General features: G+C 70.7%; 24 protein-coding genes and 1 pseudogene. 16 read left to right on the top strand and 9 right to left on the bottom strand.

What is annotated here, in order from left to right:
• Positions 1 to 59: 59 nt before the first annotated feature.
• Genes pgl through tkt form a run of 5 tightly spaced genes read right to left on the bottom strand, consistent with a single transcriptional unit; the run spans position 60 to position 6,644 of the window.
• Complete coding sequence (gene pgl / locus ABZ822_RS15245) at positions 60 to 842, bottom strand: 6-phosphogluconolactonase (RefSeq protein WP_360852749.1); 783 nt, start codon at positions 840 to 842, stop codon at positions 60 to 62.
• Positions 839 to 1,891, bottom strand: a complete 1,053-nt coding sequence (gene opcA / locus ABZ822_RS15240; RefSeq protein WP_360852746.1) for a glucose-6-phosphate dehydrogenase assembly protein OpcA — start codon at positions 1,889 to 1,891, stop codon at positions 839 to 841. The genes pgl and opcA overlap by 4 nt, the downstream gene beginning before the upstream one ends.
• Entirely contained in the window at positions 1,888 to 3,411 is a 1,524-nt protein-coding gene (gene zwf / locus ABZ822_RS15235) for a glucose-6-phosphate dehydrogenase (protein WP_360852743.1), read from the bottom strand. Before zwf ends, opcA begins: the two co-directional genes overlap by 4 nt.
• 1 nt (position 3,412) lies before the next feature.
• A complete protein-coding gene (gene tal, locus ABZ822_RS15230) occupies positions 3,413 to 4,531 on the bottom strand; it encodes a transaldolase (RefSeq protein WP_360852740.1) in 1,119 nt (372 codons plus the stop codon).
• Between the two features lie 34 nt (positions 4,532 to 4,565).
• The gene (gene tkt / locus ABZ822_RS15225) at positions 4,566 to 6,644 is read right to left on the bottom strand and encodes a transketolase (protein ID WP_360852737.1); all 2,079 of its coding nucleotides are present in this window, start codon (positions 6,642 to 6,644) and stop codon (positions 4,566 to 4,568) included.
• A gap of 285 nt (positions 6,645 to 6,929) precedes the next feature.
• On the opposite strand from tkt, the gene ABZ822_RS15220 reads away from it, so the two are divergent.
• From ABZ822_RS15220 to ABZ822_RS15210, 3 genes and pseudogenes are all read left to right on the top strand, one after another.
• Positions 6,930 to 7,910, top strand: coding sequence for a heme o synthase (locus tag ABZ822_RS15220; RefSeq protein WP_360852734.1), 981 nt, complete (start codon positions 6,930 to 6,932; stop codon positions 7,908 to 7,910).
• A gap of 102 nt (positions 7,911 to 8,012) precedes the next feature.
• A complete protein-coding gene (locus ABZ822_RS15215; RefSeq protein WP_360852731.1) occupies positions 8,013 to 8,375 on the top strand; it encodes a hypothetical protein in 363 nt (120 codons plus the stop codon).
• 54 nt (positions 8,376 to 8,429) lie between these two features.
• Positions 8,430 to 9,599, top strand: a pseudogene (locus ABZ822_RS15210) (hypothetical protein); the annotation flags it as partial.
• Positions 9,600 to 9,803: 204 nt separating this feature from the next.
• Here ABZ822_RS15210 and ABZ822_RS15205 read toward each other — a convergent pair.
• The 3 genes from ABZ822_RS15205 to ABZ822_RS15195 all read right to left on the bottom strand — a co-directional run bounded on the left by ABZ822_RS15205 (position 9,804) and on the right by ABZ822_RS15195 (position 12,874).
• Positions 9,804 to 10,793 (bottom strand): COX15/CtaA family protein, encoded by a 990-nt coding sequence (locus ABZ822_RS15205; RefSeq protein ID WP_360852728.1) that lies wholly within the window; start codon positions 10,791 to 10,793, stop codon positions 9,804 to 9,806.
• A gap of 369 nt (positions 10,794 to 11,162) precedes the next feature.
• Entirely contained in the window at positions 11,163 to 11,951 is a 789-nt protein-coding gene (locus tag ABZ822_RS15200) for an ABC transporter permease (RefSeq protein WP_360852725.1), read from the bottom strand.
• The gene (locus tag ABZ822_RS15195) at positions 11,948 to 12,874 is read right to left on the bottom strand and encodes an ABC transporter ATP-binding protein (protein ID WP_360852722.1); all 927 of its coding nucleotides are present in this window, start codon (positions 12,872 to 12,874) and stop codon (positions 11,948 to 11,950) included. The genes ABZ822_RS15200 and ABZ822_RS15195 overlap by 4 nt, the downstream gene beginning before the upstream one ends.
• Positions 12,875 to 13,113: 239 nt before the next feature.
• Between ABZ822_RS15195 and ABZ822_RS15190 the strand changes: the two genes are divergently transcribed.
• The 8 genes from ABZ822_RS15190 (at position 13,114) to ABZ822_RS15155 (ending at position 19,710) form a co-directional block, all read left to right on the top strand.
• Entirely contained in the window at positions 13,114 to 13,872 is a 759-nt protein-coding gene (locus ABZ822_RS15190; RefSeq protein WP_360853344.1) for an ArsR family transcriptional regulator, read from the top strand.
• Positions 13,869 to 15,290 carry a Fe-S cluster assembly protein SufB gene (sufB, locus tag ABZ822_RS15185; protein WP_360852719.1) on the top strand — a complete coding sequence of 474 codons (1,422 nt, stop codon included), beginning with the start codon at positions 13,869 to 13,871 and terminating at the stop codon, positions 15,288 to 15,290. The genes ABZ822_RS15190 and sufB overlap by 4 nt, the downstream gene beginning before the upstream one ends.
• 66 nt (positions 15,291 to 15,356) lie before the next feature.
• Entirely contained in the window at positions 15,357 to 16,544 is a 1,188-nt protein-coding gene (gene sufD, locus ABZ822_RS15180) for a Fe-S cluster assembly protein SufD (protein WP_360852716.1), read from the top strand.
• Complete coding sequence (locus ABZ822_RS15175) at positions 16,541 to 16,867, top strand: non-heme iron oxygenase ferredoxin subunit (RefSeq protein WP_360852713.1); 327 nt, start codon at positions 16,541 to 16,543, stop codon at positions 16,865 to 16,867. The genes sufD and ABZ822_RS15175 overlap by 4 nt, the downstream gene beginning before the upstream one ends.
• 7 nt (positions 16,868 to 16,874) lie before the next feature.
• Positions 16,875 to 17,639, top strand: coding sequence for a Fe-S cluster assembly ATPase SufC (gene sufC / locus ABZ822_RS15170; protein WP_360852710.1), 765 nt, complete (start codon positions 16,875 to 16,877; stop codon positions 17,637 to 17,639).
• A complete protein-coding gene (locus ABZ822_RS15165; protein WP_360852706.1) occupies positions 17,636 to 18,892 on the top strand; it encodes a cysteine desulfurase in 1,257 nt (418 codons plus the stop codon). The genes sufC and ABZ822_RS15165 overlap by 4 nt, the downstream gene beginning before the upstream one ends.
• Positions 18,893 to 18,919: 27 nt before the next feature.
• Positions 18,920 to 19,384: a Fe-S cluster assembly sulfur transfer protein SufU gene (gene sufU, locus ABZ822_RS15160; RefSeq protein ID WP_360852703.1), complete on the top strand. Its 465-nt coding sequence runs from the start codon at positions 18,920 to 18,922 to the stop codon at positions 19,382 to 19,384.
• Complete coding sequence (locus ABZ822_RS15155) at positions 19,381 to 19,710, top strand: metal-sulfur cluster assembly factor (RefSeq protein WP_360852700.1); 330 nt, start codon at positions 19,381 to 19,383, stop codon at positions 19,708 to 19,710. The genes sufU and ABZ822_RS15155 overlap by 4 nt, the downstream gene beginning before the upstream one ends.
• 107 nt (positions 19,711 to 19,817) lie before the next feature.
• Here the strand turns inward: ABZ822_RS15155 and ABZ822_RS15150 are convergent, their stop codons facing one another.
• A complete protein-coding gene (locus ABZ822_RS15150) occupies positions 19,818 to 20,246 on the bottom strand; it encodes a VOC family protein (RefSeq protein WP_360852697.1) in 429 nt (142 codons plus the stop codon).
• A gap of 191 nt (positions 20,247 to 20,437) precedes the next feature.
• Here ABZ822_RS15150 and ABZ822_RS15145 point away from each other — a divergent pair, with 191 nt between their 5' ends.
• The 5 genes from ABZ822_RS15145 to ABZ822_RS15125 all read left to right on the top strand — a co-directional run bounded on the left by ABZ822_RS15145 (position 20,438) and on the right by ABZ822_RS15125 (position 23,466).
• Complete coding sequence (locus tag ABZ822_RS15145; RefSeq protein ID WP_360852694.1) at positions 20,438 to 20,803, top strand: VOC family protein; 366 nt, start codon at positions 20,438 to 20,440, stop codon at positions 20,801 to 20,803.
• A 94-nt stretch (positions 20,804 to 20,897) separates the two neighbouring features.
• Positions 20,898 to 21,221: a multidrug efflux SMR transporter gene (locus ABZ822_RS15140; RefSeq protein WP_360852691.1), complete on the top strand. Its 324-nt coding sequence runs from the start codon at positions 20,898 to 20,900 to the stop codon at positions 21,219 to 21,221.
• Positions 21,221 to 21,760 (top strand): TetR family transcriptional regulator, encoded by a 540-nt coding sequence (locus ABZ822_RS15135; RefSeq protein WP_360852688.1) that lies wholly within the window; start codon positions 21,221 to 21,223, stop codon positions 21,758 to 21,760. The genes ABZ822_RS15140 and ABZ822_RS15135 overlap by 1 nt, the downstream gene beginning before the upstream one ends.
• 178 nt (positions 21,761 to 21,938) lie before the next feature.
• Complete coding sequence (locus ABZ822_RS15130) at positions 21,939 to 22,538, top strand: sigma-70 family RNA polymerase sigma factor (protein WP_360852685.1); 600 nt, start codon at positions 21,939 to 21,941, stop codon at positions 22,536 to 22,538.
• A 1-nt stretch (position 22,539) separates the two neighbouring features.
• Positions 22,540 to 23,466 (top strand): CU044_5270 family protein, encoded by a 927-nt coding sequence (locus tag ABZ822_RS15125; protein WP_360852682.1) that lies wholly within the window; start codon positions 22,540 to 22,542, stop codon positions 23,464 to 23,466.
• Positions 23,467 to 23,524 lie beyond the last annotated feature (58 nt).

Raw genomic sequence — 23,524 nt, 5'->3', positions numbered from 1 at the left:
GGGGGCCGTCCCTGTGACGATCCGTCAGTGCGTCACGGCGAGGCCGGCGGGTCAGTGCCTCATGGCGAGGAGGGCGGGTAGAGACCGCGCGGCAACTGCGACGCCGCGGCCGAGTCCAGCAGCCACAGCGTGCGCCTGCGCCCGTACGCCCCGGCCGCCGGTGCCTGCACCTCACCCGCACCGGACAGGGCGATGGCGGCGGCCCTCGCCTTGTCCCCGCCCGCGGCGAGCAGCCACACCTCGTTCGCCGCCCGGATCGCCGGGAGCGTGAGCGAGACCCGGACGGGCGGCGGCTTCGGGGCGCCCCGTACGCCGACGACGGTGCGCTCGGTCTCACGCACCCCCGGCATCTCGGGGAAGAGCGAGGCGACATGCGTGTCGGGACCGACGCCCAGCAGGAGCACGTCGAAGTGCGGGACCGGCCCGTGGTTCTCGGGCCGTGCGGCGGTGGCGAGTTCACCGGCGTACGCCTCGGCCGCGGCCTCCGCATCGGCCCCGTACGGACCGTCGGACGGCGGCATCGGATGCACGCGCTTCGGGTCGAGTGGCACCGCGTCGAGCAGTGCCTCACGCGCCTGGGTGACATTGCGGTCCGCGTGCCCTTCGGGCAGGAACCGCTCGTCGCCCCACCAGAGGTCCAGGCGCGACCAGTCCACGGCGTCGCGGGCCGGCGAGTCCGCGAGGGCGGCCAGCAGGCCGTTGCCGTTGCGGCCGCCGGTGAGCACCACCGACGCGAAACCGCGCGCCGACTGCGCATCCACGATCTTGGTGATGAGCCGGGCCGCGGCGGCCTTCGCCATCAGATCCTTGTCGCGGTGGACGACGACCTGGGGCGTGCTCACGACGCCGTCGCCTTCCGCGCCGCGGGCTTCGCCTTCTTCGGCTGGCCGGACTGCTTGGCATCGTCGCCCGGGCCGGACCCGGCCGAGCCCTCCGACGGCGCTCCCGCACCGGCGTCCATCACCCTCCGGCCCGGCTTGGTCTCCCCGAACCGGACAGTGTCCGCGTACATCTCGTCCGGGTCCAGCCGCCGCAGCTCCTCGGCGATCAGCTCGGAGGTGTCCCGGCGGTGCAGTGCCACATGACGGTCCGGCTGGCCGGGCATCGCCAGCTCGGCCAGCGACCCGTCGGCCCGGTCCAGGTGGATCGGCCCGTCGGCCGTCTCCAGCCGTACGGCCGTCAGCCCGGGACCCTCCGACAACGCGCGCTCCACCGGCACACCCAGCCGGTGGGAGAGCCAGAGGGCGAGCAGCTCGTTGCTGGGGTTGTACGCCTCGCCCTCGACCACGGCGGAGACGATCGTCGAGTGCCGCTGGTCCAGTGCGGCGGCCAGCACACTGCGCCACGGCGTGATCCGCGTCCAGGCCAGATCCGTGTCGCCGGGGCTGTACGTACGGGCGCGCAGCGCGAGCGTGGAGACCGGGTCCTCGGTGGCCGCCGCGTCGGTGATACGGCGCTGCGCGAGCTTCCCGAGCAGATCCTCGGCGGGGTGCTCGGGGGCGTCGTCCGGCCACCACACGACCACCGGGGCGTCCGGCAGCAGCAGGGGCAGGACGACGGAGTGGGCGTGGTGGGCGAGTTCGCCGTGCAGCCGCAGCAGCACCGTCTCACCCGTGCCGGTCTCGCCGCCGACCCGCACCTCGGCGTCCAGCCGGGCCGTCTTCCGGTCGCGCGGCGAACGCCCGGGCCGCTTGATGACGACGAGGATGCGGGAGGGGTGCTCCCGGGACGCGTCGCTCGCGGCCTTCAGGGCGTCGTAGTGGTTCCCCTCGTCGGTGACGATGACGAGGGTCAGCACCATGCCGACGGCCGGGGAACCTATGGCCCGGCGCGCCTTGACCAGGGAGGCGTTGATCTGGCTGGAGTTGGTCTCCGTGAGATCGATCTTCATGGCCTGCGCCAGGACCTTCCGTCGCGTGCGAGCATCTCGTCGGCCGCCTTCGGCCCCCAGGTACCGGCGGTGTACTGCTCCGGCCTGCCGTGCTTGTCCCAGTGCTCCTCGACGGGATCCAGGATGCGCCAGGACTCCTCCACCTCCTGGTGGCGGGGGAAGAGGTTGGCGTCACCGAGGAGCACGTCGAGCAGCAGCCGCTCGTACGCCTCCGGGCTGGACTCGGTGAAGGACTCGCCGTAGGCGAAGTCCATCGTCACGTCCCGGATCTCCATGGACGTGCCGGGCACCTTGGAGCCGAACCTGATGGTGATCCCCTCGTCCGGCTGCACCCGGATGACCAGGGCGTTCTCGCCCAGCTCCTGGGTGTCGGAGGTGTTGAAGGGGGAGTGCGGGGCGCGCTGGAAGACCACCGCGATCTCGGTGACCCGCCGGCCGAGGCGCTTGCCGGTGCGCAGATAGAACGGGACGCCCGCCCAGCGGCGGTTGTCGATCTCCAGCTTGAGCGCGGCGTAGGTGTCGGTCCGCGAGTCGGGGCTGATGCCCTCCTCCTCGAGGTACCCGAGCACCTCCACACCGCCCTGCCAGCCGTGGGCGTACTGCCCGCGCACCGTGTTCCCGTCCAGGTCCCGGGGCAGCTTGACGGCCTTGAGGACCTTCAGCTTCTCGGTGACCAGCGCCTTGGCCTCGAAGGAGGAGGGCTCCTCCATCGCGGTCAGCGCCAGCAGCTGGAGCAGGTGGTTCTGGATCACGTCACGGGCGGCGCCGATGCCGTCGTAGTAGCCGGCGCGGCCGCCGATGCCGATGTCCTCGGCCATCGTGATCTGCACATGGTCGACGTAACTGCGGTTCCAGACGGGCTCGAACATCGTGTTGGCGAAGCGCAGCGCCAGGATGTTCTGGACCGTCTCCTTGCCCAGGTAGTGGTCGATCCGGAAGACGTCGGAGGGCCGGAACACCTGGTGGACGACCTGGTTCAGCTCCTGGGCACTCGCCAGGTCGTGGCCGAAGGGCTTCTCGATGACGGCACGCCGCCAGGAGTCGCCCGACCCCTCCGAGAGGCCGTGGGTCTTGAGCTGCTGGACGACGGTGGGGAAGAACTTCGGCGGTACGGACAGGTAGAAGGCGAAGTTGCCGCCGGTGCCCCGGGCCTTGTCCAGCTCTTCTATCGTCGTCCGGAGCCGCTCGAAGGCCGCGTCGTCGGAGAACTGGCCGGGCACGAAGCGGAAGCCCTCGGCGAGCTGCTGCCAGACCTCCTCGCGGAACGGGGTCCTGGCGTGCTCCTTGACCGCGTCGTGCACGACCTTCGCGAAGTCCTCGTCGGCCCAGTCACGGCGGGCGAAGCCGACGAGGGAGAAGCCCGGAGGCAGCAACCCGCGATTGGCCAGGTCGTAGACCGCGGGCATCAGCTTCTTACGGGACAGGTCGCCCGTGACCCCGAAGATGACCAGGCCGGACGGCCCCGCGATCCGCGGGAGCCGCCGGTCCTTCGGGTCGCGCAGCGGGTTGCCGCTGGTCAATTCACGCCTCCGCGGGAGCGAGGCGCGACAGCTCCGCCTCGGTGGACTTCAGCAGGTCGTTCCAGGACGCCTCGAACTTCTCGACCCCTTCGTCCTCCAGGAGCTGGACGACCTCGTCGTAGCCGATGCCCAGCTCCGCGAGCGCCGCGATGTCGGCGCGGGCCTGGTCGTAGGTGCCGCGCACCGCGTCGCCCCGGATCTCGCCGTGGTCGGCGACCGCGTCGAGGGTGGCCTCCGGCATGGTGTTGACGGTGCCGGGGGCGACCAGGTCCTCCACGTACAGCGTGTCCTTGTACGCCTTGTCCTTCACGCCGGTGGAGGCCCACAGCGGGCGCTGACGGTTGGCGCCGGACTTCTCCAGGGCCTGCCAGCGGGCGGAGGAGAAGACCTCCTCGTAGGCCTCGTAGGCGAGGCGGGCGTTGGCGACGGCTGCCTTGCCGCGGAGCGCCTTGGCCTCCGGGGTGCCCTGGGCGTCCAGTCGCTTGTCGATCTCGGTGTCCACGCGGGAGACGAAGAACGACGCGACCGACTCGATCGTGGAGATGTCCAGGCCCGCGGCGTCGGCCTTCTCCAGGCCGGACAGGTAGGCGTCCATGACCTCGCGGTAGCGCTCGAGGGAGAAGATCAGCGTGACATTGACGCTGATGCCCTTGGCGATCGTCTCGGTGATCGCCGGGAGCCCCGCCTTGGTCGCCGGGATCTTGATGAACGTGTTCGGCCGGTCGACCAGCCAGGCGAGCTGCTTGGCCTCGGCGACGGTGGCCCGGGTGTTGTGCGCCAGGCGCGGGTCGACCTCGATGGAGACCCGGCCGTCCCGCCCGCCGGTCGCGTCGAAGACCGGGCGCAGCACGTCGGCGGCGTCCCGGACGTCCGCCGTCGTGATCATGCGCAGGGCTTCCTCGACGGTGAGCCTGCGGGCCGCGAGGTCGGCGAGCTGCGTCTCGTAGCCGTCCCCGCCGGAGATCGCCTTCTGGAAGATCGACGGGTTGGTGGTCACGCCGACCACGTGCTGCTGGTCGATCAGCTCGGCCAGGTTCCCGGACGTGATGCGCTGGCGCGACAGGTCGTCCAGCCAGATCGCCACGCCCTCGTCGGAGAGGCGCTTGAGTGCGTCTGCCATGAGAAATGCATCTCCTACTTGTCGTATACGAGCGTCAGCGACCGGAGGCGGCCAGAGATTCCCGGGCCGCCGCCTCCACGGCGTCCGCGGTGAGACCGAACTCGCGGAACAGCACCTTGTAGTCGGCGGAGGCCCCGAAGTGCTCCAGGGAGACGATCCGCCCGGCATCGCCGACGTAGCGGTGCCAGGTCAGCCCGATCCCTGCCTCGACGGCGACGCGCGCCGTGACGGACGGAGGAAGCACCCTGTCGCGGTACCCCTGGTCCTGCTCCTCGAACCACTCGACGGACGGCATCGAGACGACCCGGGTCGGCACGCCTGTGGCCTGCAGCTTCTCGCGCGCCTTGACGGCGAGCTGCACCTCGGAGCCGGTCGCGACGATGATCACCTCGGCGGCGCCGCCGTCGGCCTCCAGCAGCACGTAACCGCCCTTGGCGGCGTCCTCGTTGAACTCGTACGTCGGCACGTTCTGCCGGGTCAGGGCCAGGCCGTGCGGGGCCGGCTTGGCCTTGTGCCGGCGCATGATCTCGCGCCAGGCGATCGCCGTCTCGTTGGCGTCGGCGGGGCGGACCATGTTCAGGCCCGGGATCGCGCGGAGGGCGGCCAGGTGCTCGACCGGCTGGTGCGTCGGGCCGTCCTCGCCGAGACCGATGGAGTCGTGCGTCCACACGTAGGTGACGGGGAGCTCCATGAGAGCGGCGAGCCGCACCGCCGGGCGCATGTAGTCGGAGAAGACGAGGAACGTGCCGCCGTAGATACGGGTGTTGCCGTGCAGCGCCACGCCGTTCATCGTCGAGCCCATGGCGTGCTCGCGGATGCCGAAGTGCACGGTCCTGCCGTACGGGCTCGCCTCCGGAAGCGGGTTGTCCGCGGGCAGGAAGGACGACGAGGCGTCGATGGTGGTGTTGTTGGAGCCGGCCAGGTCGGCGGAGCCGCCCCACAGCTCGGGGATCACACCGCCCAGGGCCTTCAGCACCTCGCCGGACGCCTTACGGGTCGCGACGTCCTTGCCGGCCTCGAAGACCGGCACCTTGTGCTCCCAGCCCTCGGGCAGTTCGCCCGCGGCGATGCGGTCGAACTCGGCGGCGCGCTGCGGGTTGGCGGAACGCCAGTCCTGGAACCGCTTGTCCCAGGCGGACCGGACGTCGCGGCCGCGGTCGACCGCGGTGCGGACGTGCGCGAAGACGTCCTCGTCGACCTGGAAGTCCTGCTCCGGGTCGAAGCCGAGGACGCGCTTGGTTGCGGCGACCTCCTCGGCGCCCAGCGCCGAGCCGTGGGAGGCCTCGGTGTTCTGCGCGTTCGGGGCCGGCCAGGCGATGATCGTGCGGGCCGCGATCATCGAGGGGCGCTCGGTCTCGTCCTGCGCCGCCTTGAGCGCCGCGTGCAGCGCCTGGACGTCGAAGTCGCCGGACGGGTCCTGCTCGATGCGCTGGACGTGCCAGCCGTACGCCTCGTACCGCTGCAGCACGTCCTCGGAGAGCGCGGTGGCCGTGTCGCCCTCGATGGAGATGTGGTTGTCGTCGTAGAGGGCGACGATGTTGCCGAGCTTCTGGTGGCCGGCCAGCGAGCTGGCCTCCGCCGAGATGCCCTCCTCCAGGTCGCCGTCGGAGACGATGGCCCAGATGGTGTGGTCGAACGGAGAGGTGCCCTCGGGCGCGTCCGGGTCGAACAGCCCGCGCTCGTAACGGGCGGCCATCGCCATGCCCACCGCGTTGGCGATGCCCTGCCCGAGCGGGCCGGTCGTGGTCTCCACGCCGGCCGTGTGCCCGAACTCCGGGTGCCCGGGGGTCTTGCTGCCCCAGGTGCGGAACGCCTTGAGGTCGTCGAGCTCGAGGCCGTAACCGGCCATGTAGAGCTGGATGTAGAGGGTCAGGCTGCTGTGACCGGGGGAGAGGACGAACCGGTCGCGGCCCGTCCACTGCGGGTCGGACGGGTCGTGCCGCATCAGCTTCTGGAAGAGCATGTACGCGGCCGGAGCGAGGCTCATGGCCGTGCCCGGGTGGCCGTTACCGACCTTCTGCACTGCATCCATGGCCAGGACGCGAACGGTATCGACGGAACGCCGGTCCAGATCGGTCCACTCGAGGTCTGTTGTGGTCGGCTTCGTGCTCACCCTGAGTCAGGGCTCCTCTCCACATGTCAATGCCGGTGACGCTCTGCACACCGGACGCCGTCGAGCCTACCCTTGGCCCCTCTCCGTACCGTTCCGGGCGCCGGGGCGCCGTACGGGCGGGGACCAGGGCGGAGGAGAGGCCGGTCAACACGACCGACCCCCGCGGCGGACGGCGTATCCGCTACGTCTAGAGTGGCGTGGTACGCGCAAGTCGTATCCGGCCTCACGGTCCGGTGCTTGCTGGTCTGTGCCCGCGGCGCGAGCCGCTGAGGCCGCTTTACAGGGGTGTGCGTGACGGCCGTCGATTCCCGTCCTTCGGGTGGGGGTACCTCCCATGCCCGCGGGGCCATGGGGGCGCTCGCGGAAGTTCCCGGTCACCGGCCGTTCGGGGCCCGTGTCATGGGCTTCGTCGCCCTGACCAAGCCGCGCATCATCGAACTGCTCCTGATCACCACGGTTCCGGTGATGTTCCTCGCCGAGCAGGGCGTTCCCGATCTGTGGCTGGTGATCGCCACCTGCATCGGCGGCTACCTCTCCGCGGGCGGCGCGAACGCGCTCAACATGTACATCGACCGCGACATCGACGCGTTGATGGACCGCACATCCCAGCGCCCGCTGGTGACCGGCATGGTCTCGCCGCGCGAGTGCCTGGCCTTCGGTGTCGCGCTGGCCGTGATCTCCACCGCCTGGCTCGGGGTCCTCGTCAACTGGCTCTCCGCGGCGCTCGCCCTGGCGGCCCTGCTCTTCTACGTCGTCGTCTACACGATGTGGCTCAAGCGCCGTACCGCGCAGAACATCGTCTGGGGCGGTATCGCGGGCTGCATGCCGGTCTTCATCGGCTGGTCCGCGGTCACCGACTCCGTCTCCTGGGCCGGGCTGGTGCTCTTCCTCGTCATGTTCTTCTGGACGCCGCCGCACTACTGGCCGCTGTCCATGAAGGTCAAGGACGACTACGCGCGCGTGGGCGTGCCCATGCTCCCCGTGGTCGCCTCCAACCTCGTGGTCGCCCGCCAGATCGTGATCTACAGCTGGGTGATGGTGGCCGTCTCCCTGGCGCTGTGGCCGCTGGGTTACGTCGGCTGGTTCTACCCCGTCGTCGCGGTTCTGGCCGGTGCCTGGTGGCTGCGTGAGGCTCACGCCCTGCGCTCCCGCGCCAAGGCCGGGGTCACGGGAGCGAAGCTCAAGGAGATGCGGCTCTTCCACTGGTCCATCACCTATGTATCGATCCTGTTCGTGGCCATCGCGGTCGACCCCTTCCTGCGCTAGTACCCGGCCCCCGCGGGCAGTTCCCCGGCCCGCCGCCAAACGTCGCCTGTGAATTCGAGGGGCGCTCTCTCTCAACGCAGTACTGGCGAGTAGCATTCAGTCATGGCAGAGAAGGCAGAGACAGAAGCCAAGGTGGACGGCGCCGGGCTCGACGCCCGCGCCGAGCGCGCGGCCGCCCGCCTGGCCAAGCAGATCCAGCGGTTCGCCCGCAGCCACGGCGGCAGCGCCGACGGCTCGCTCGAGTACATCGGGCAGATGGGCACCCGCATCGTCCTGGTCGGTGAGGACGGCACCTGGGGCGACCTGGTGGCCGGCGATCACGCGACCGCGCAGCGCGCCGCCGAGAAGGCCGGCGTCACGCTCCACGACGCCTTCGACGGGGACCTGGCGGCCAAGGTGCGCACCGGCCCGTACGAGTGGTCGCGCATGGCAGGCATGCAGGTCGGGGGCGTCAGCAACACCTGAGGCACGGCCCGCCCGTTAGACGGTACGACGGTACCGACGACGAGGGCGGGCCCTGTGATCGAATTGCCACTGCTGGTGGACCAGCACTGCCATGGTGTGTTCCGGACGGAGCTGGGGCTCGGCACCTTCGAGGCGTGCCTGAGCCGGTCCGCCTCGCCCGCCGCCCCCGGCACCACCTTCTTCGACACCCGGACGGGCTTCGCCGTACGCCGCTGGTGCCCGCCGCTGCTCGGGCTCGAGCCGCACTGCCCGCCCACGACGTACCTGGCACGCCGCCGGGAACTGGGCGTGCTGGAGGCCGGGCGGCGGCTGCTGCGCTCGACCGGTATCGGCACGTATCTGGTCGACACCGGACCGGCGGGCGATCTCACCCACCCCGCGGAACTGGCTGCCGCGGGGTGGGCCGGCGCCCACGAGATCGTGCGCCTCGAACTCCTCGCGGAGCAGGTCGCCGACACCTCGGGCACGGCCGACGGCTTCATGGCCAACCTCGCCGAGGCGGTGCACGGCGCGGCCCAGTCGGCCGTCGCCTTCACCTCCGTCGCTGCTGGCCGCCACGGCCTCGCGCTCGCCCCCGAACCGCCGGGACCCGCCGAGGTCTCCCGTGCCGCCGGTGCGTGGCTGGCGGGGCGGAGGCGCGAGCGACGGGCGGCGGGCTCGCTCACGGTGCTCGCCCGCCCGGACAGCGCGTCCCCGGACACGCTGCGGGACGGCGGGAGCCTGACCGATCCGGTCCTGCTGCGCCATCTGCTCTGGACGGCGGTGGCGACGGGGCTGCCGCTCCAACTGCACGGCGGCGCGGGCGACATCGGGCTGTGCGGCTGCCGTACGGACCCGTCGGGACTCACCGCCTTCGTGGCGGCCACCGCCGGGCTGGGCACGGACCTGATCCTCCTGCACGAGTACCCGTACCACCGTCAGGCGGCCCGGCTGGCGGATGCCTTCGCACATGTCTACGCCGACCTCGGGCCGGCGCTCCGCACCGGGCCGGGCGCGCGGACCGTCCTCGGCGACGCCCTGGAGCTGGCGCCTTTCGGGAAGCTGCTCTTCTCCACGGGCGGGCTCGGGCTGCCGGAGCTGCATGTGGTCGGGGCCCGGCTCTTCCAGGAGGCGCTGAGGCGGCTGCTGTCGGAGTGGGTGTCCGAGGGCGCCTGGTCGCGGAGCGACGCGCGGCGGGTGGCCGGGCTGATCGCCGCCGGCAACGCCCGGCGGGTGTACGGGCTGCCCGATCCCTCGTACGGCACGCAGGGCTCTCTCGGCTCTCCCTCCCTCGGCTCGGAGGGTGCGGGGCGTGCGTACGGTTCGTACGTTTCGGACGGAGCCGGGCGCGGATACGGCTCGGTGGGCGCCGACCGCGCGTACGGCTCGGACGGTGCCGGGCGTACGTACGGTTCCTGGACCTCGGACGGGGCCGGGTGGGCGTACGCCTCAGACGGCGGCCGGAACGGCTGAGTCCTCCGGTGCGGGGTCCGGGACGCCGGGCTCGGCGACCGGCCGTTCGCGCAGCGACAGCAGCACGCGCAGCACGGCGATCCAGACCAGGCATGACCCCAGCATGTGGGCGGCGACCAGGACCTCGGGCAGCTCGGTGAAGTACTGGACGTAGCCGATCACGCCCTGGGAGAGCAGGACCAGGGTCAGGTCGCGGGTGCGGGCGCGAGGCACATCCGGGGCGTCGACCGCCTTGAGGACGAACCAGAGGGCCACGGTGAGGGCCACCACGATCCACGCGAGATCGGCGTGGACCTGGGCGATGAGTGTCCAGTCGATCCCGACGCGCGGCACGTCGCTCGAGTCGCCCGCGTGCGGGCCCGCGCCCGTCACCAGCGTGCCGACGGCGACCAGCGCGCCGGTCACGGCGACGAGCACCCAGGCGAGCTGCTTGACCGCGCGGCCCACGAACGGACGCGGGGCGCCGTCGCCCTCCCCGGTCCGGTGCCAGGTCAGCAGCGCGACCGAGATCAGGGCGGTGGAGAGCAGGAAGTGCGCCGCGACGGTGTACGGGTTGAGGCCGGTGAGCACCGTGATGCCGCCCAGGACGGCGTTGCCCATGACGACCCAGAACTGGGCCCAGCCGAGCCGGGTCAGGCTCCTGCGGCGGGGCTTGACCGCGCGGGCCGCGATGATCGCCCCGCCGACGGCCGCGCACAGCACGTACGTCAGCATGCGGTTGCCGAACTCGATGACCCCGTGGATGCCCATCTCCCGCGTCGTGGTGAGGCTTTCCTCGGTGCAGGACGGCCAGGTCGGGCACCCCAGGCCGGAGCCGGTGAGGCGCACGGCGCCACCGGTGATCACGATGGCCACGCTCATGACGAGCGCGGCGAGGGCAGCGCGCCGGAGCGTCCGGAGGGACGGGGTCCAGCGCTGGGCGATGAAGGCGAGGGGATTCCGCGCGGCTTCGAGCAACTTCGGCACGCGCCTATCGTAGGCGGGCGCTTGTGCACGACTTCACAACCCCCCCTCGTTACACGTGGGAGGGGCCGGCAGGTGGGGGTCGGGCGCCCGTGCCACTCCGGGAGGGCGAGCGTGATGCCGGGACGGAGCGGTGTCACTCCGGAGATGACGAGACGTCACTCGTGGAGTGAGGGGAATCGTCACTCGCGTGGTGACGGGCGGGTCGACCTCGTGGTGACGGAAGCCGTCAACCCTGCCGTGACGGAAGCCGTCAACTCTGCCGTGACGGAAGCCGTCAACCTCGCAGTGACGCACGCCGTCAACTCCGCGGTGACGGGAGCCGTCACTCTTGCGGTGACGGAGTCCTCGCCCCGGCGGAGACGGAGGCCGTCACTCCCAGCGGAAGAAGCGCGCCGCGGCACCCAGGCTCACGGCCGCCCACCCGGCGAGCACACCCAGGTCGCCCCACGGCACCCCGGCGCCCTGCTGGAGTACGTCCCTCAGTCCGTCGGACAGGGCCGAGATGGGCAGGAGCTGCAGCACGGTCTGTGCGCCCTCGGGGAACTTCTCCAGCGGCACGATCACCCCGCCGCACACCAGCAGGAGCAGGAAGACCAGATTGGCCGCGGCGAGGGTGGCCTCCGCCCGGAGCGTGCCTGCCATGAGGAGGCCGAGGCCCGAGAACGCCGCCGTGCCGAGCACGAGCAGCAGCACGACCGCGAGCGGATTGCCGTGCGGGGACCAGCCGAGCGCGAAGGCGACCAGGGTGAGCAGCACGATCTGCAGGATCTCGGTGACCAGCACCGATCCCGTCTTGGCGGTCATCAGCGCCCAGCGGGGGAGCGGCGAGGCACCCAGCCGCTTCAGGACGCCGTAGCGCCGCTCGAAGCCGGTCGAGATGGCCTGCCCGGTGAAGGCCGTGGACATCACGGCGAGCGCGAGGACCCCGGGCGTGAGGAAGTCCACGGCCGCGCCGTCACCGGTGTCGACGACATCGACCGTGCTGAACAGGGTCAGGAGCAGCGTCGGGATCACCACGGTGAGCAGGAGCTGCTCGCCGTGGCGCAGCAGCATCCGGGTCTCCAGCGCCGTCTGCGCCGCGATCATGCGGCCCAGCGGAGCCCGTCCCGGCTTCGGGGTGAAGGTCCCCGCTCCGGCGGCCGTGCCGGTGGCGGTCATACGCGCAGCTCCTTGCCGGTCAGCTCCAGGAAGACGTCCTCGAGGGTGTGCCGCTCCACGGAGATCCGCTCGGGCATCACCCCGTGCTGCGCGCACCAGGTGGTGACGGTGGCCAGCAGCTGCGGGTCGACCTCGCCGGTGACGCGGTACGTGCCCGGGGTCAGCTCGACCGCCGTGGTCTCGGGCGGCAGTGCCTTCAGGAGCGTGGACAGGTCGAGGGCGGGGCGGCCGGTGAAGCGCAGCGTGTTCTCCGCGCCGCCCCGGCACAGCTCCTCCGGGCTGCCCTGGGCCACGACCCTGCCGCCGTCGATGATGGCGACGTCGTCCGAGAGCTGTTCGGCCTCGTCCATGGCGTGGGTCGTCAGCACGACGGTGACGCCGTCAGTGCGCAGCTCGCGCACCAGGTCCCAGGTGGCGCGCCGCGCCTGCGGGTCGAGCCCGGCCGTCGGCTCGTCCAGGAAGACCAGCTCGGGCCGTCCGACCACGGCCATGGCGAGCGCCAGCCGCTGCTGCTGGCCGCCGGAGAGCCGCCGGTAGGGCGTACGCCCGCAGGAGCCGAGGCCCAGGCGCTCGATGAGCGGGTCGACGTCGACGGGGTGCGCGTGCAGCCTGGCCGTGTGGCGCAGCATCTCCTCCGCGCGGGCCCCCGGGTAGACCCCGCCGGACTGCAGCATCACTCCGATGCGGGAACGGAGGGCGGCCGAATCCGAGACCGGGTCGAGGCCCAGGACTCGGACGCTCCCGGCGTCCGGTCTGCGGTAGCCCTCGCAGGTCTCGACGGTGGTGGTCTTGCCGGCTCCGTTGGGGCCGAGGACCGCCGTGACCGTGCCCGCCCCGACGGCGAGATCGAGGCCGTCCACCGCGGTCTTCCGGCCGTACCGCTTGACCAGACCCTGGACCTGGACGACGGGGTCGCTTCGCATGCCCGGCAGTGTACGAAGCGCCGTCGGGCGCGCGGACTTCAGGGGCCGGAGCCGGCCGTTCCTCCGGTGGCGTCCCCGCCCCGGCCTCGCCGTTTAGGTAACCCTAAGTGACCGAGCCCACCCCTTGGCGTACGGATCATCGCTTGTCGCGACCCGGGGAATTACGCAACAATGGCGTTGTGAAATACGTGAGCGAGGCGCAGAAGGCCGCGGCGGTCGAGGCGACCGCCGCCTCGGGCGTGCCCGCTTCCGCCGCCTCGTTCGGCGACGAAGGCCAGAGCAGCACCCGGAACCGCGTGGCCCGGTCGATCCTCGACCACGGCCCGTCCACCGCCGCCGAGCTCGCGCTGCGGCTCGAGCTGACGCAGGCCGCGGTCCGCCGCCATCTCGACTCACTGCTCACCGACGGCGTCGTCGAGCCCCGCGAGCAGCGGGTCTACGGCTCGCGCGGCCGCGGCCGCCCCGCCAAGGTGTTCGCCTTGACCGACTGCGGCCGGGACGCCTTCGAGCAGGCCTACGACCACCTCGCCGCCGACGCCCTGCGCTGGATCGCCGAGGCGGCCGGCGGGGGCGAGGAGGGCGACGCCGCGGTCGCGGCCTTCGCCCGTGCCCGCTTCGCCGCCCAGGCCGAGACCTACCGCGAGGCCCTCGAGGGCGCTGCCCCCGAGGACCGCACCGAGGCGCTGGCGAGGGCGCTGACGGCCGACGGGTACGCTGCCACGGCGCGCAGCGCACCGGTCGGTGAACAGCTCTGCCAGCACCATTGCCCGGTCGCTCATGTCGCCGAGCAGTTCCCGCAACTGTGCGAGGCGGAGACCGAGGTCTTCTCCCGCCTGCTCGGCACGCATGTGCAGCGACTGGCCACGATCGCCCATGGTGACGGGGTCTGCACGACCTTCGTCCCGAAGGCGGGCCACGGCCCGGAGCCACCGGGCAACCGCACCACCACCAAGACCGCCACAGCATCTGCAAGCACGGCCGGGAGGAACCCCGCATGACTCTCCCCACGGAGACTGCCCACCCCGAACTCGAGGGTCTGGGCAATTACGAGTACGGCTGGGCCGACTCCGACGTCGCCGGCGCTTCCGCGAAGCGCGGTCTGTCGGAGGAGGTCGTCCGCGACATCTCCGCGAAGAAGTCAGAGCCCGAGTGGATGCTCAAGCTGCGTCTGAAGGGGCTGCGTCTCTTCGGCAAGAAGCCCATGCCGAACTGGGGCTCGGACCTGTCGGGGATCGACTTCGACAACATCAAGTACTTCGTGCGCTCCACCGAGAAGCAGGCCGCTTCCTGGGAGGACCTGCCCGAGGACATCAAGAACACGTACGACAAGCTGGGCATCCCCGAGGCCGAGAAGCAGCGCCTCGTCGCCGGTGTCGCGGCGCAGTACGAGTCCGAGGTCGTCTACCACCAGATCCGTGAGGACCTGGAGGAGAAGGGCGTCCTGTTCCTCGACACGGACACCGCGCTCAAGGAGCACCCGGAGCTCTTCAAGGAGTACTTCGGGACCGTCATCCCGGCGGGTGACAACAAGTTCGCCTCGCTGAACACCGCGGTGTGGTCCGGCGGCTCGTTCATCTACGTGCCGAAGGGTGTGCACGTCGACATCCCGCTCCAGGCCTACTTCCGGATCAACACCGAGAACATGGGCCAGTTCGAGCGGACGCTGATCATCGTCGACGAGGACGCCTACGTCCACTACGTCGAGGGCTGCACCGCGCCGATCTACCAGTCGGACTCGCTGCACTCCGCGGTCGTCGAGATCATCGTCAAGAAGGGCGCCCGCTGCCGGTACACGACCATCCAGAACTGGTCGAACAACGTCTACAACCTGGTCACCAAGCGCGCCGTGGCCTACGAGGGCGCGACCATGGAGTGGGTCGACGGCAACATCGGCTCCAAGGTCACCATGAAGTACCCGGCCGTCTACCTGATGGGCGAGCACGCCAAGGGCGAGACCCTGTCCATCGCCTTCGCGGGCGAGGGCCAGCACCAGGACGCCGGCGCCAAGATGGTCCACATGGCCCCGAACACCTCGTCCAACATCGTCTCCAAGTCGGTGGCGCGGAACGGCGGGCGTACGTCCTACCGCGGCCTGATCGAGATCGGTGAGGGCGCCGAGGGTTCGAAGTCCAACGTCCTCTGCGACGCGCTGCTGGTCGACACGGTCTCCCGCTCGGACACCTACCCGTACGTGGACGTCCGCGAGGACGACGTGTCCATGGGTCACGAGGCGACCGTCTCCAAGGTCAGCGACGACCAGATCTTCTACCTGATGAGTCGTGGGCTGTCCGAGGACGAGGCCATGGCGATGATCGTGCGCGGCTTCGTCGAGCCGATCGCGCGTGAGCTGCCCATGGAGTACGCGCTGGAGCTCAACCGGCTGATCGAGCTGCAGATGGAGGGCGCGGTCGGCTGATGCCCCCCGCCCGTCCCCGAAGCAGCACTGTTTTCTGACGTTATGAGAGAGAGCACGACGACAGCTATGGCTGAGCCTGAGAACTCCCCAGCGGCGGGTGCCACCACCACCGGATCGATCGCGGTGGCGGGCGAGTCCACCATCGCCACCCGGATGAGTGCCCCGCCGTCCTTCGACGTCGCGGACTTCCCGGTCCCGCACGGCCGCGAGGAGGAGTGGCGCTTCACGCCGCTCGAGCGGCTGAAGGGCCTGCACGACGGCACCGCGGTCGCCGACGGCGGCGGGGTCAAGGTCGACGTCACCGCGCCCGAGGGCGTCACGGTCGAGACCGTGGGCCGTGACGACGCCCGCGTGGGCAAGGCCGGCAAGCCCGTCGACCGGGTCGCCGCGCAGGCGTTCTCCGGCTTCGAGAAGGCCTCGGTCGTCTCGGTGCCCAAGGAGGCCGTGCTGACCGAGCCGGTACGCATCACCGTGCACGGCGAGGGCGGCACCGCCTTCGGGCACCAGGTCATCGAGCTGGGAGCCTTCGCCGAGGCCGTCGTCGTGATCGACCACACCGGTGACGCGGTGCTCGCCGCCAACGTCGAGTACCACCTCGGTGACGGCGCCAAGCTGACCGTCGTCTCCGTCCAGGACTGGGACGACACCGCGGTCCACGCCGGGCAGCACACCGCCCTCGTCGGCCGGGACGCCACCTTCAAGTCCGTCGTGGTCACCTTCGGCGGCGACGTCGTCCGCCTGCACCCCCGCGTGCGCTACGTGGGCCCCGGCGCCGAGGCGGAGCTGTACGGCCTGTACTTCACCGACAACGGCCAGCACCAGGAGCACCGGCTGTTCGTCGACCACGAGGCCCCCAACTGCCGCAGCAACGTCGCCTACAAGGGCGCGCTGCAGGGCAAGGACGCGCACGCCGTGTGGATCGGCGACGTGCTGATCCGCGCGTCCGCCACCGGCACGGACACCTACGAGCTCAACCGCAACCTCGTCCTCACGGACGGCGCCCGCGTCGACTCGGTCCCCAACCTGGAGATCGAGACCGGCGAGATCGTCGGTGCCGGCCACGCCTCGGCGACCGGCCGCTTCGAGGACGAGCAGCTCTTCTACCTGATGTCCCGTGGCATCCCCGCAGAGGAGGCCCGCCGTCTGGTGGTCCGCGGCTTCTTCGCCGAGCTCGTCCAGCAGATCGGCCTGCCGGACGTCGAGGAGCGCCTGATCGCGAAGATCGAGGCCGAGCTGGAGGCGTCCGTCGCATGAGCGTCGAAGGCTTCGTCCGCGCCTGCGCGCTGAGTGAGCTGGAGGAGGACATGCCCCGGCGTGTCGAGCTCGACGGTGTGCCGGTCTCGGTCGTCAGCACCGAAGGTGAGGTGTTCGCGATCCACGACATCTGCTCGCACGCGAACGTGTCGCTCTCGGAGGGCGAGGTCGACGACTGCACCATCGAGTGCTGGCTGCACGGCTCGCGCTTCGACCTGCGGTCCGGCAAACCGTCCGGCCTGCCCGCGACGCGCCCTGTCCCCGTATACCCCGTAAAGATCGAAGGGGACGACGTGCTCGTCTCCGTCACCCAGGAGTCCTGAGGCACCCATGGCAACGCTTGAGATCCACGACCTGCACGTCTCCGTCGAGGCCGAGAACGGCCCCCGCGAGATCCTGCGCGGCGTCGACCTGACCGTGAAGCAGGGCGAGACGCACGCCATCATGGGCCCGAACGGCTCCGGCAAGTCCACCCTGGCCTACTCCCTCGCGGGCCACCCGAAGTACACGGTCACCGGCGGCACCGTCACCCTCGACGGCGAGGACGTCCTGGAGATGTCCGTCGACGAGCGCGCGCGGGCCGGCGTCTTCCTCGCCATGCAGTACCCGGTCGAGGTCCCCGGCGTCTCGGTGAGCAACTTCCTGCGCACCTCCGCGACCGCCATCCGCGGTGAGGCCCCCAAGCTGCGCACCTGGGTCAAGGAGGTCAAGGAGGCCATGCAGCGCCTCAACATCGACCCCTCCTTCGCCGAGCGCAACGTCAACGAGGGCTTCTCCGGCGGTGAGAAGAAGCGCCACGAGATCCTGCAGCTCGAGCTGCTCCGTCCGAACATCGCGATCCTCGACGAGACCGACTCCGGCCTCGACGTCGACGCCCTGCGGATCGTCTCCGAGGGCGTGAACCGGGTGCGGGAGACCGGCGAGGTCGGCACCCTGCTGATCACGCACTACACCCGCATCCTGCGGTACATCAAGCCCGACTACGTCCACGTCTTCGCCAACGGCCGCATCGCCGAGTCCGGTGGCGCGGAGCTCGCGGACAAGCTGGAGGAAGAGGGCTACGAGGCGTACGTGAAGGGTGGCGCATCCGAGTGACAGAGCTGCCGGGCCTCCTCGACACCGAGGCGATCCGCAAGGACTTCCCGATCCTGGACCGCCAGGTCCACGACGGCAGGAAGCTCGTGTACCTGGACAACGCGGCGACCTCCCAGAAGCCGCGCCAGGTCATCGACGCGCTCAGCGCGTACTACGAGCGGTACAACGCCAATGTCCACCGCGGCGTGCACGTGCTCGCGGAGGAGGCCACGGCGGCGTACGAGGGTGCCCGCGACACCGTCGCCTCCTTCATCAACGCGCCGAGCCGCGACGAGGTGATCTTCACCAAGAACGCCTCGGAGTCCCTCAACCTCGTGGCGAACATGCTGGGTTGGGCCGACGAGCCGTACCGCGTCGACGACCGCACCGAGATCGTCATCACGGAGATGGAGCACCACTCCAACATCGTGCCGTGGCAGCTGCTCGCGCAGCGCACGGGCGCGAAGCTGAAGTGGTTCGGCCTCACCGACGAGGGCCGTCTCGATCTGTCGAACATCGACGAGGTCATCACCGAGCGGACGAAGGTCGTCTCGTTCGTCCTCGTCTCCAACATCCTGGGCACGGTCAACCCGGTCGAGAAGATCATCCGGCGGGCCCAGGAGGTCGGCGCGCTCGTCGTCGTCGACGCCTCGCAGGCCGCCCCGCACATGCCGCTCGACGTACAGGCATTGCAGGCCGACTTCGTGGCCTTCACCGGTCACAAGATGTGCGGCCCGACGGGCATCGGCGCGCTGTGGGGCCGTCAGGAACTGCTCGAGGACCTGCCGCCGTTCCTCGGCGGCGGCGAGATGATCGAGACCGTCTCGATGAACTCCTCGACCTATGCCCCGGCTCCGCACAAGTTCGAGGCGGGCACGCCCCCGATCGCGCAGGCGGTCGGGCTCGGCGCGGCCGTGGACTATCTGCGCTCCGTGGGCATGGAGGCGATCCAGGCCCATGAGCACGCGATCACGGGATACGCGGTGGAGCGGCTGCTCCAGGTCCCGGACCTCAAGATCATCGGTCCGGTGACGGCGGAGGACCGCGGCGCCGCGATCTCCTTCACCCTCGGCGACATCCATCCGCACGACGTGGGCCAAGTCCTCGACGAGCTGGGCATCGCGGTACGGGTCGGCCACCACTGCGCCCGCCCCGTCTGTCTGCGGTACGGAATTCCCGCGACCACGCGAGCGTCGTTCTATCTGTACTCCACGCCGGCCGAGGTCGATGCCCTGGTCGACGGCCTGGAGCACGTACGGAACTTCTTCGGGTAAGCGGGTCAGAGGGTAGAGAGGTCGCTCGTGAAGCTGGATTCGATGTACCAGGACGTCATCCTGGACCACTACAAGCACCCGCACGGGCGGGGGCTTCGGGACGGGGACGCCGAGGTGCACCACGTCAATCCGACGTGCGGCGACGAGATCACCCTCCGGGTCCGGTACGACGGAGAGACCATCGCCGATGTGAGCTACGAGAGCCAGGGCTGTTCGATCAGCCAGGCCAGCGCATCGGTGCTCAATGAGCTGCTGGTCGGCAAGAGCCTCCCGGAGGCGCAGAAGATCCAGGAGACCTTCCTGGAGCTGATGCAGTCCCGGGGCAAGATCGAGCCGGACGACGCCATGGAGGAGGTGCTGGAGGACGGTGTCGCATTCGCCGGTGTCTCCAAGTACCCGGCCAGGGTGAAGTGTGCTCTGCTGAGCTGGATGGCATGGAAGGACGCCACCGCCCAGGCCCTGGGCGACGGCGCTGCGAAGGAGACGGTATGAGCGAGACCACCACCAAGCCCGCGAGCGAGGAAGAGGTCCGCGAGGCGATGATGGACGTCGTCGACCCGGAACTCGGCATCGACGTCGTCAACCTGGGACTGGTCTACGGGGTCCACGTCGACGACTCCAACATCGCCACCATCGACATGACGCTCACGTCCGCGGCCTGTCCGCTGACCGACGTCATCGAGGACCAGGCGAAGTCGGCGACCGAGGGCATCGTGAACGAGCTCCGGATCAACTGGGTCTGGATGCCCCCGTGGGGCCCCGACAAGATCACCGACGACGGTCGCGAGCAGCTGAGGGCACTCGGCTTCAACGTCTGACGGACCGGACCCGGCCGGCGCGCGGCGCCGCGGGAGGCGTCCCTGTTCTGCCCCGCCTGGCATGCCCGGCGGGGCAGAGCGCTGTTCAGCCGTCCTGGATGCGGCGGCTAGCCGTCCGAGGGGGACTCGGCGTCCGTGTAGAGGCAGAAGGGGTGACCGGCCGGGTCGAGCATCACCCGGACGTTCTCCTGGGGCTGGTGGCCCGCTTCCCGCGCGCCGAGTCCGAGGGCGTGCGCGACGGCGGCCGGAAGGTCGATCACCTCGAAGTCCAGGTGCATGGTGATCCGTTGGGCGCCCTCCTGGGCGGGCCATACCGGAGGCACGAAGCCTTCGGAGCGTTCGAAGCCGATGTACGCGACGCCTTCCGGAGGCGCGATGGCCGCACCGTCCGCGTCCTCCCTGACGACCTCCCAGCCCACCACCTCGGCGTAGAACCGGGCGAGGGCCCCGGGGTCGGGAGCTTCGACGGTCACACCCCACCAGTCGTGGCGTGACATCCGGGGAAGACCTTGCTGGTGGTCCGCGTGTCCGTGCATGACCCCAGTGTGGCCGTGTCCGCAGCGGTCGGGGAGCCGTGAGCCACGAGCCACGAGCTGTGCGGCGTGAACCGTGAGCCGCAGCCCCGAGAGCCGTGAGTCATGGAGACCGTAGAGGGCGGCTGGGCCAGTTGCGGGTGTTCGCGCCGCCGTCCCGGTGCCCGGAGGCCGTCGCGGGCAGACTGACGGGCATGACCCTTTCGCTGTACCAGATCGCCGTCGACGCACACGATCTGCCGGGGATGGCCCGGTTCTGGTGCCAAGTGCTCGACTGGAAGGTGCTGTTCGAGCACCCCGAGGAGATCGTCATCGGCGCCGGCGACCAGGCCTGGCCCGGGATGGTGTTCCTGCCCGTGCCGGAGGGGAAGTCCGGCAAGAACCGCCTCCACCTCGACCTCAGCCCCGACGACCAGGCGGCCGAGGTCGAGCGCGTGATCGCCCTCGGGGCGCGCCGCGTGGACGTCGGACAGGGCGACGACGTGACCTGGGTGGTCCTCGCCGACCCGGAGGGCAACGAATTCTGCATCCTCCGGCCCAAGACCTCGCTCTCCGCCTGACCACGCTGCCCGATCACGACGCCTGACCATCACACCTGACCACGTCGGCCATAGGTGTGTACGGTCGTACACAGTGGTGTGTACGCTCGTACGCATGATGTGGCTGATGCTGTCCGGCGCGATCCTCGCCGAGGTCCTGGGCACCACCGCGATGAAGTACAGCGACGGGTTCACCCGGCTGTGGCCCTCGCTGGCCACCGCGGCCGGCTACCTCGTCGCCTTCGCGCTCCTCGCCCAGACGCTCAAGACGATGTCGGTCGGGACCGCATACGCCGTCTGGGCCGGTGTCGGGACCGCGGCCATCGCCGCCATCGGCATGATCTTCCTCGGCGAATCGGCGTCCCCGGCGAAGCTCATCGGCATCGGGCTCGTCATCGTCGGCGTCGTCGTCCTCAACCTGGGGGGAGCGACGCACTGATGGCCCGCCGCTACGACCCCGACCGCCGCCGGAGGATCATCGACGCCGCGATCCGGGTGGTGGAACGGCGCGGCCTGGACGGGCTCAGTCACCGCACGGTCGCCGCCGAGGCCGACGTCCCGCTGGGCTCGACCACGTACCACTTCGCCACGCTCGACGATCTGCTCGTCGCGGCCCTCCGGCAGGTCTGCGTGGAGCCCCCGACGGCGGTCGAGGACTGGCGGCGCCACCTGGACGAGGACGGCCCCCTGGCCGACCGGCTCACCGCGCTCCTGGACGAGCTGATGACCGGCGACCGCGGCCGGATGCGGATGGAGTACGAGCTGTACCTGGCGGCCCTGCGCCGTGAGGCCCTGCAGCCGGTGGCCGCCGCCTGGCTCGACGCGGCGGTCGGGCTCCTCCGCGACTACACCCGCGATCCGGCCACCGCCCGCGCCCTGATCGCCTTGATGGACGGGCTGCTGCTCCAACTCCTGCTGACGGGGCGCCCGTTCGACCGGACGGAGGCCCGTGAAGCGCTCGCACGCGTCATAGGCTGAGCGAGGTCGAGCGCGTAAGGCGACGTCCGGCAGCGGCCGTTCGCCACGTTGGTCACCACCGCGCACCGCCCTCACCGCGGGCCTTCCCGGCGGCCCGCGGGTCGCCGGGAACCGCTGCGGCCCCTGCGGGGAACAGGGAGTGACATGGTCACCCCCACCCCTCAGAGACGGAGCACCTGTGACCGGACCACCACCGCCCGACGACGACGCCGCTGTCGTCGCGCAGTCCTGGGAACGGCCCGAGATCTTCGCGCGCCTCTACGACCGGTACGCGCCCGACATCCACCGCTATGCGGCCCGCCGACTCGGGGACGGCGCGGCCGACGACATCACGGCGGAGACCTTTCTCGTCGCGTTCCGCTCCCGCCATCGCTACGACGTCAGCCGGCCCCACGCCCGCCCCTGGCTGTACGGCATAGCCGCGAACCTCATCGGCAAGCACCGCCGCAAGGAGGTACGGGCCCTGCGCGCCCTGGAGCGCACGGGAATCGACCCCGTGGCCGAGTCCTGGGTCGACCGCGCCGACAGCCGTGTGACCGCCGAGGCAGCGCAGGCCGCGCTCGGAGGCGCGCTCGCGCGGCTCTCCGCCGGCGACCGCCATGTGCTGCTGCTCGTGGCCTGGGCCGACCTCAGCTATCAGGAAGTCGCCGAAGCACTCGGCATCCCTGTGGGGACGGTCCGCTCAAGGCTCAGTCGCGCGCGCCGCTCGGTGCGCGCCGCGCTCGGCGGAGACCCCACCCTCGTCAATGAGCCCACGGAGGTGGCGAACAGTGGATGAGATGACCCAGGTACGCGAGTTGCGCGCCGATGTTCCCGTGCCCGACCGCGCCCGCCTCGTCGAAGGGCGGCAGCGGCTGCTCGACGTGTCCGGGAGGGCGCGCCGTGTCCGTACGGTCCGGGGCGACCGGAAGCTTGCGGTGGCCGGTGTGGCCGCGGCGATCATGGTGGTGGCGCTCCTGGCGACCCAGCTCGTCGGCTCCGCGGGACGGACGACCGAGCCCGCCACGCGCACGTACCCGGTCGGCACGGTGAGCGAGGTGCTGGACCGCGCCGCGGACACCATCGAGAAGATGCCGGCGCCCCACCCCCGGGACGGGCAGTGGATCTACAGCAAGCGGATCGACGTCAACCTGACGAACGAGGACACCGGCCCCCGGGAACGCGAGCGCTGGCGGCCGTACGCGGACACCGCGGCGGAGAACGGAGAAGCGGGGAACGACGAGTTCTCCGCACGGGAGATCTTCCGCAAGCTGTCCCGGCTGCCCGACGACCCGGAGGAGGTGCGGAAGGCCGCCGAGGCCTGGTACCCGAAACACGAGGACACGTCCCCGGCCGAGCACGCCTGGACCGCGCTGACCACCCTGGCCCATACGTACCCGATCCAGCCCGAAGGAGTGGCCAAGGCCTATCGGGCGCTCAAGACGGTCGAGGGGATCGACGTCGTGAACCACCTGGTCAAGGACGCCGCCGGCCGGGACGCCATCGCCCTGTACCGCAAGGACGCGAACGCGACCTTCCGCTACGAGACACTCATCGACCCCGACACCTACACCTTCACCGGTTTCCGCGCTGTGGCGGCGCGGGATCACACGGACGAGCCGATGCCGGACGGTGAGCCCGGGGAGAGCTGGAAGAAGGGCGAGGTCGTGATCACGGAGGCCGTGAAGGACCACGCGCTGGTGGAGGAGGACGGGCAGCGGCCGTAGCCCCGTAGCACGGGCCGACCGCCACGCGTACTCCGCCTGCGTCGCCCGGGGTCTGACC

The organism is Streptomyces sp. NPDC047108, assembly GCF_040643575.1.
Taxonomy (GTDB): Bacteria; Actinomycetota; Actinomycetes; order Streptomycetales; family Streptomycetaceae; genus Streptomyces.
This window is presented reverse-complemented; position numbering and strand designations above follow the sequence as displayed.

Bases quoted from the DNA above. Each gene is read 5' to 3' on its own strand.
- ABZ822_RS15135 (WP_360852688.1), top strand. From the start codon at position 21,221: ATGGCCCGCCGCTACGACCCCGACCGCCGCCGGAGGATCATCGACGCC.
- ABZ822_RS15195 (WP_360852722.1), bottom strand. From the start codon at position 12,874: ATGCGAAGCGACCCCGTCGTCCAGGTCCAGGGTCTGGTCAAGCGGTAC.
- ABZ822_RS15155 (WP_360852700.1), top strand. From the start codon at position 19,381: ATGAGCGAGACCACCACCAAGCCCGCGAGCGAGGAAGAGGTCCGCGAG.
- ABZ822_RS15140 (WP_360852691.1), top strand. From the start codon at position 20,898: ATGATGTGGCTGATGCTGTCCGGCGCGATCCTCGCCGAGGTCCTGGGC.
- tal (WP_360852740.1), bottom strand. From the start codon at position 4,531: ATGGCAGACGCACTCAAGCGCCTCTCCGACGAGGGCGTGGCGATCTGG.
- ABZ822_RS15215 (WP_360852731.1), top strand. From the start codon at position 8,013: ATGGCAGAGAAGGCAGAGACAGAAGCCAAGGTGGACGGCGCCGGGCTC.
- opcA (WP_360852746.1), bottom strand. From the start codon at position 1,891: ATGAAGATCGATCTCACGGAGACCAACTCCAGCCAGATCAACGCCTCC.
- ABZ822_RS15125 (WP_360852682.1), top strand. From the start codon at position 22,540: ATGACCCAGGTACGCGAGTTGCGCGCCGATGTTCCCGTGCCCGACCGC.
- ABZ822_RS15150 (WP_360852697.1), bottom strand. From the start codon at position 20,246: ATGCACGGACACGCGGACCACCAGCAAGGTCTTCCCCGGATGTCACGC.
- ABZ822_RS15145 (WP_360852694.1), top strand. From the start codon at position 20,438: ATGACCCTTTCGCTGTACCAGATCGCCGTCGACGCACACGATCTGCCG.
- sufD (WP_360852716.1), top strand. From the start codon at position 15,357: ATGGCTGAGCCTGAGAACTCCCCAGCGGCGGGTGCCACCACCACCGGA.
- ABZ822_RS15200 (WP_360852725.1), bottom strand. From the start codon at position 11,951: ATGACCGCCACCGGCACGGCCGCCGGAGCGGGGACCTTCACCCCGAAG.
- sufB (WP_360852719.1), top strand. From the start codon at position 13,869: ATGACTCTCCCCACGGAGACTGCCCACCCCGAACTCGAGGGTCTGGGC.
- sufC (WP_360852710.1), top strand. From the start codon at position 16,875: ATGGCAACGCTTGAGATCCACGACCTGCACGTCTCCGTCGAGGCCGAG.
- ABZ822_RS15175 (WP_360852713.1), top strand. From the start codon at position 16,541: ATGAGCGTCGAAGGCTTCGTCCGCGCCTGCGCGCTGAGTGAGCTGGAG.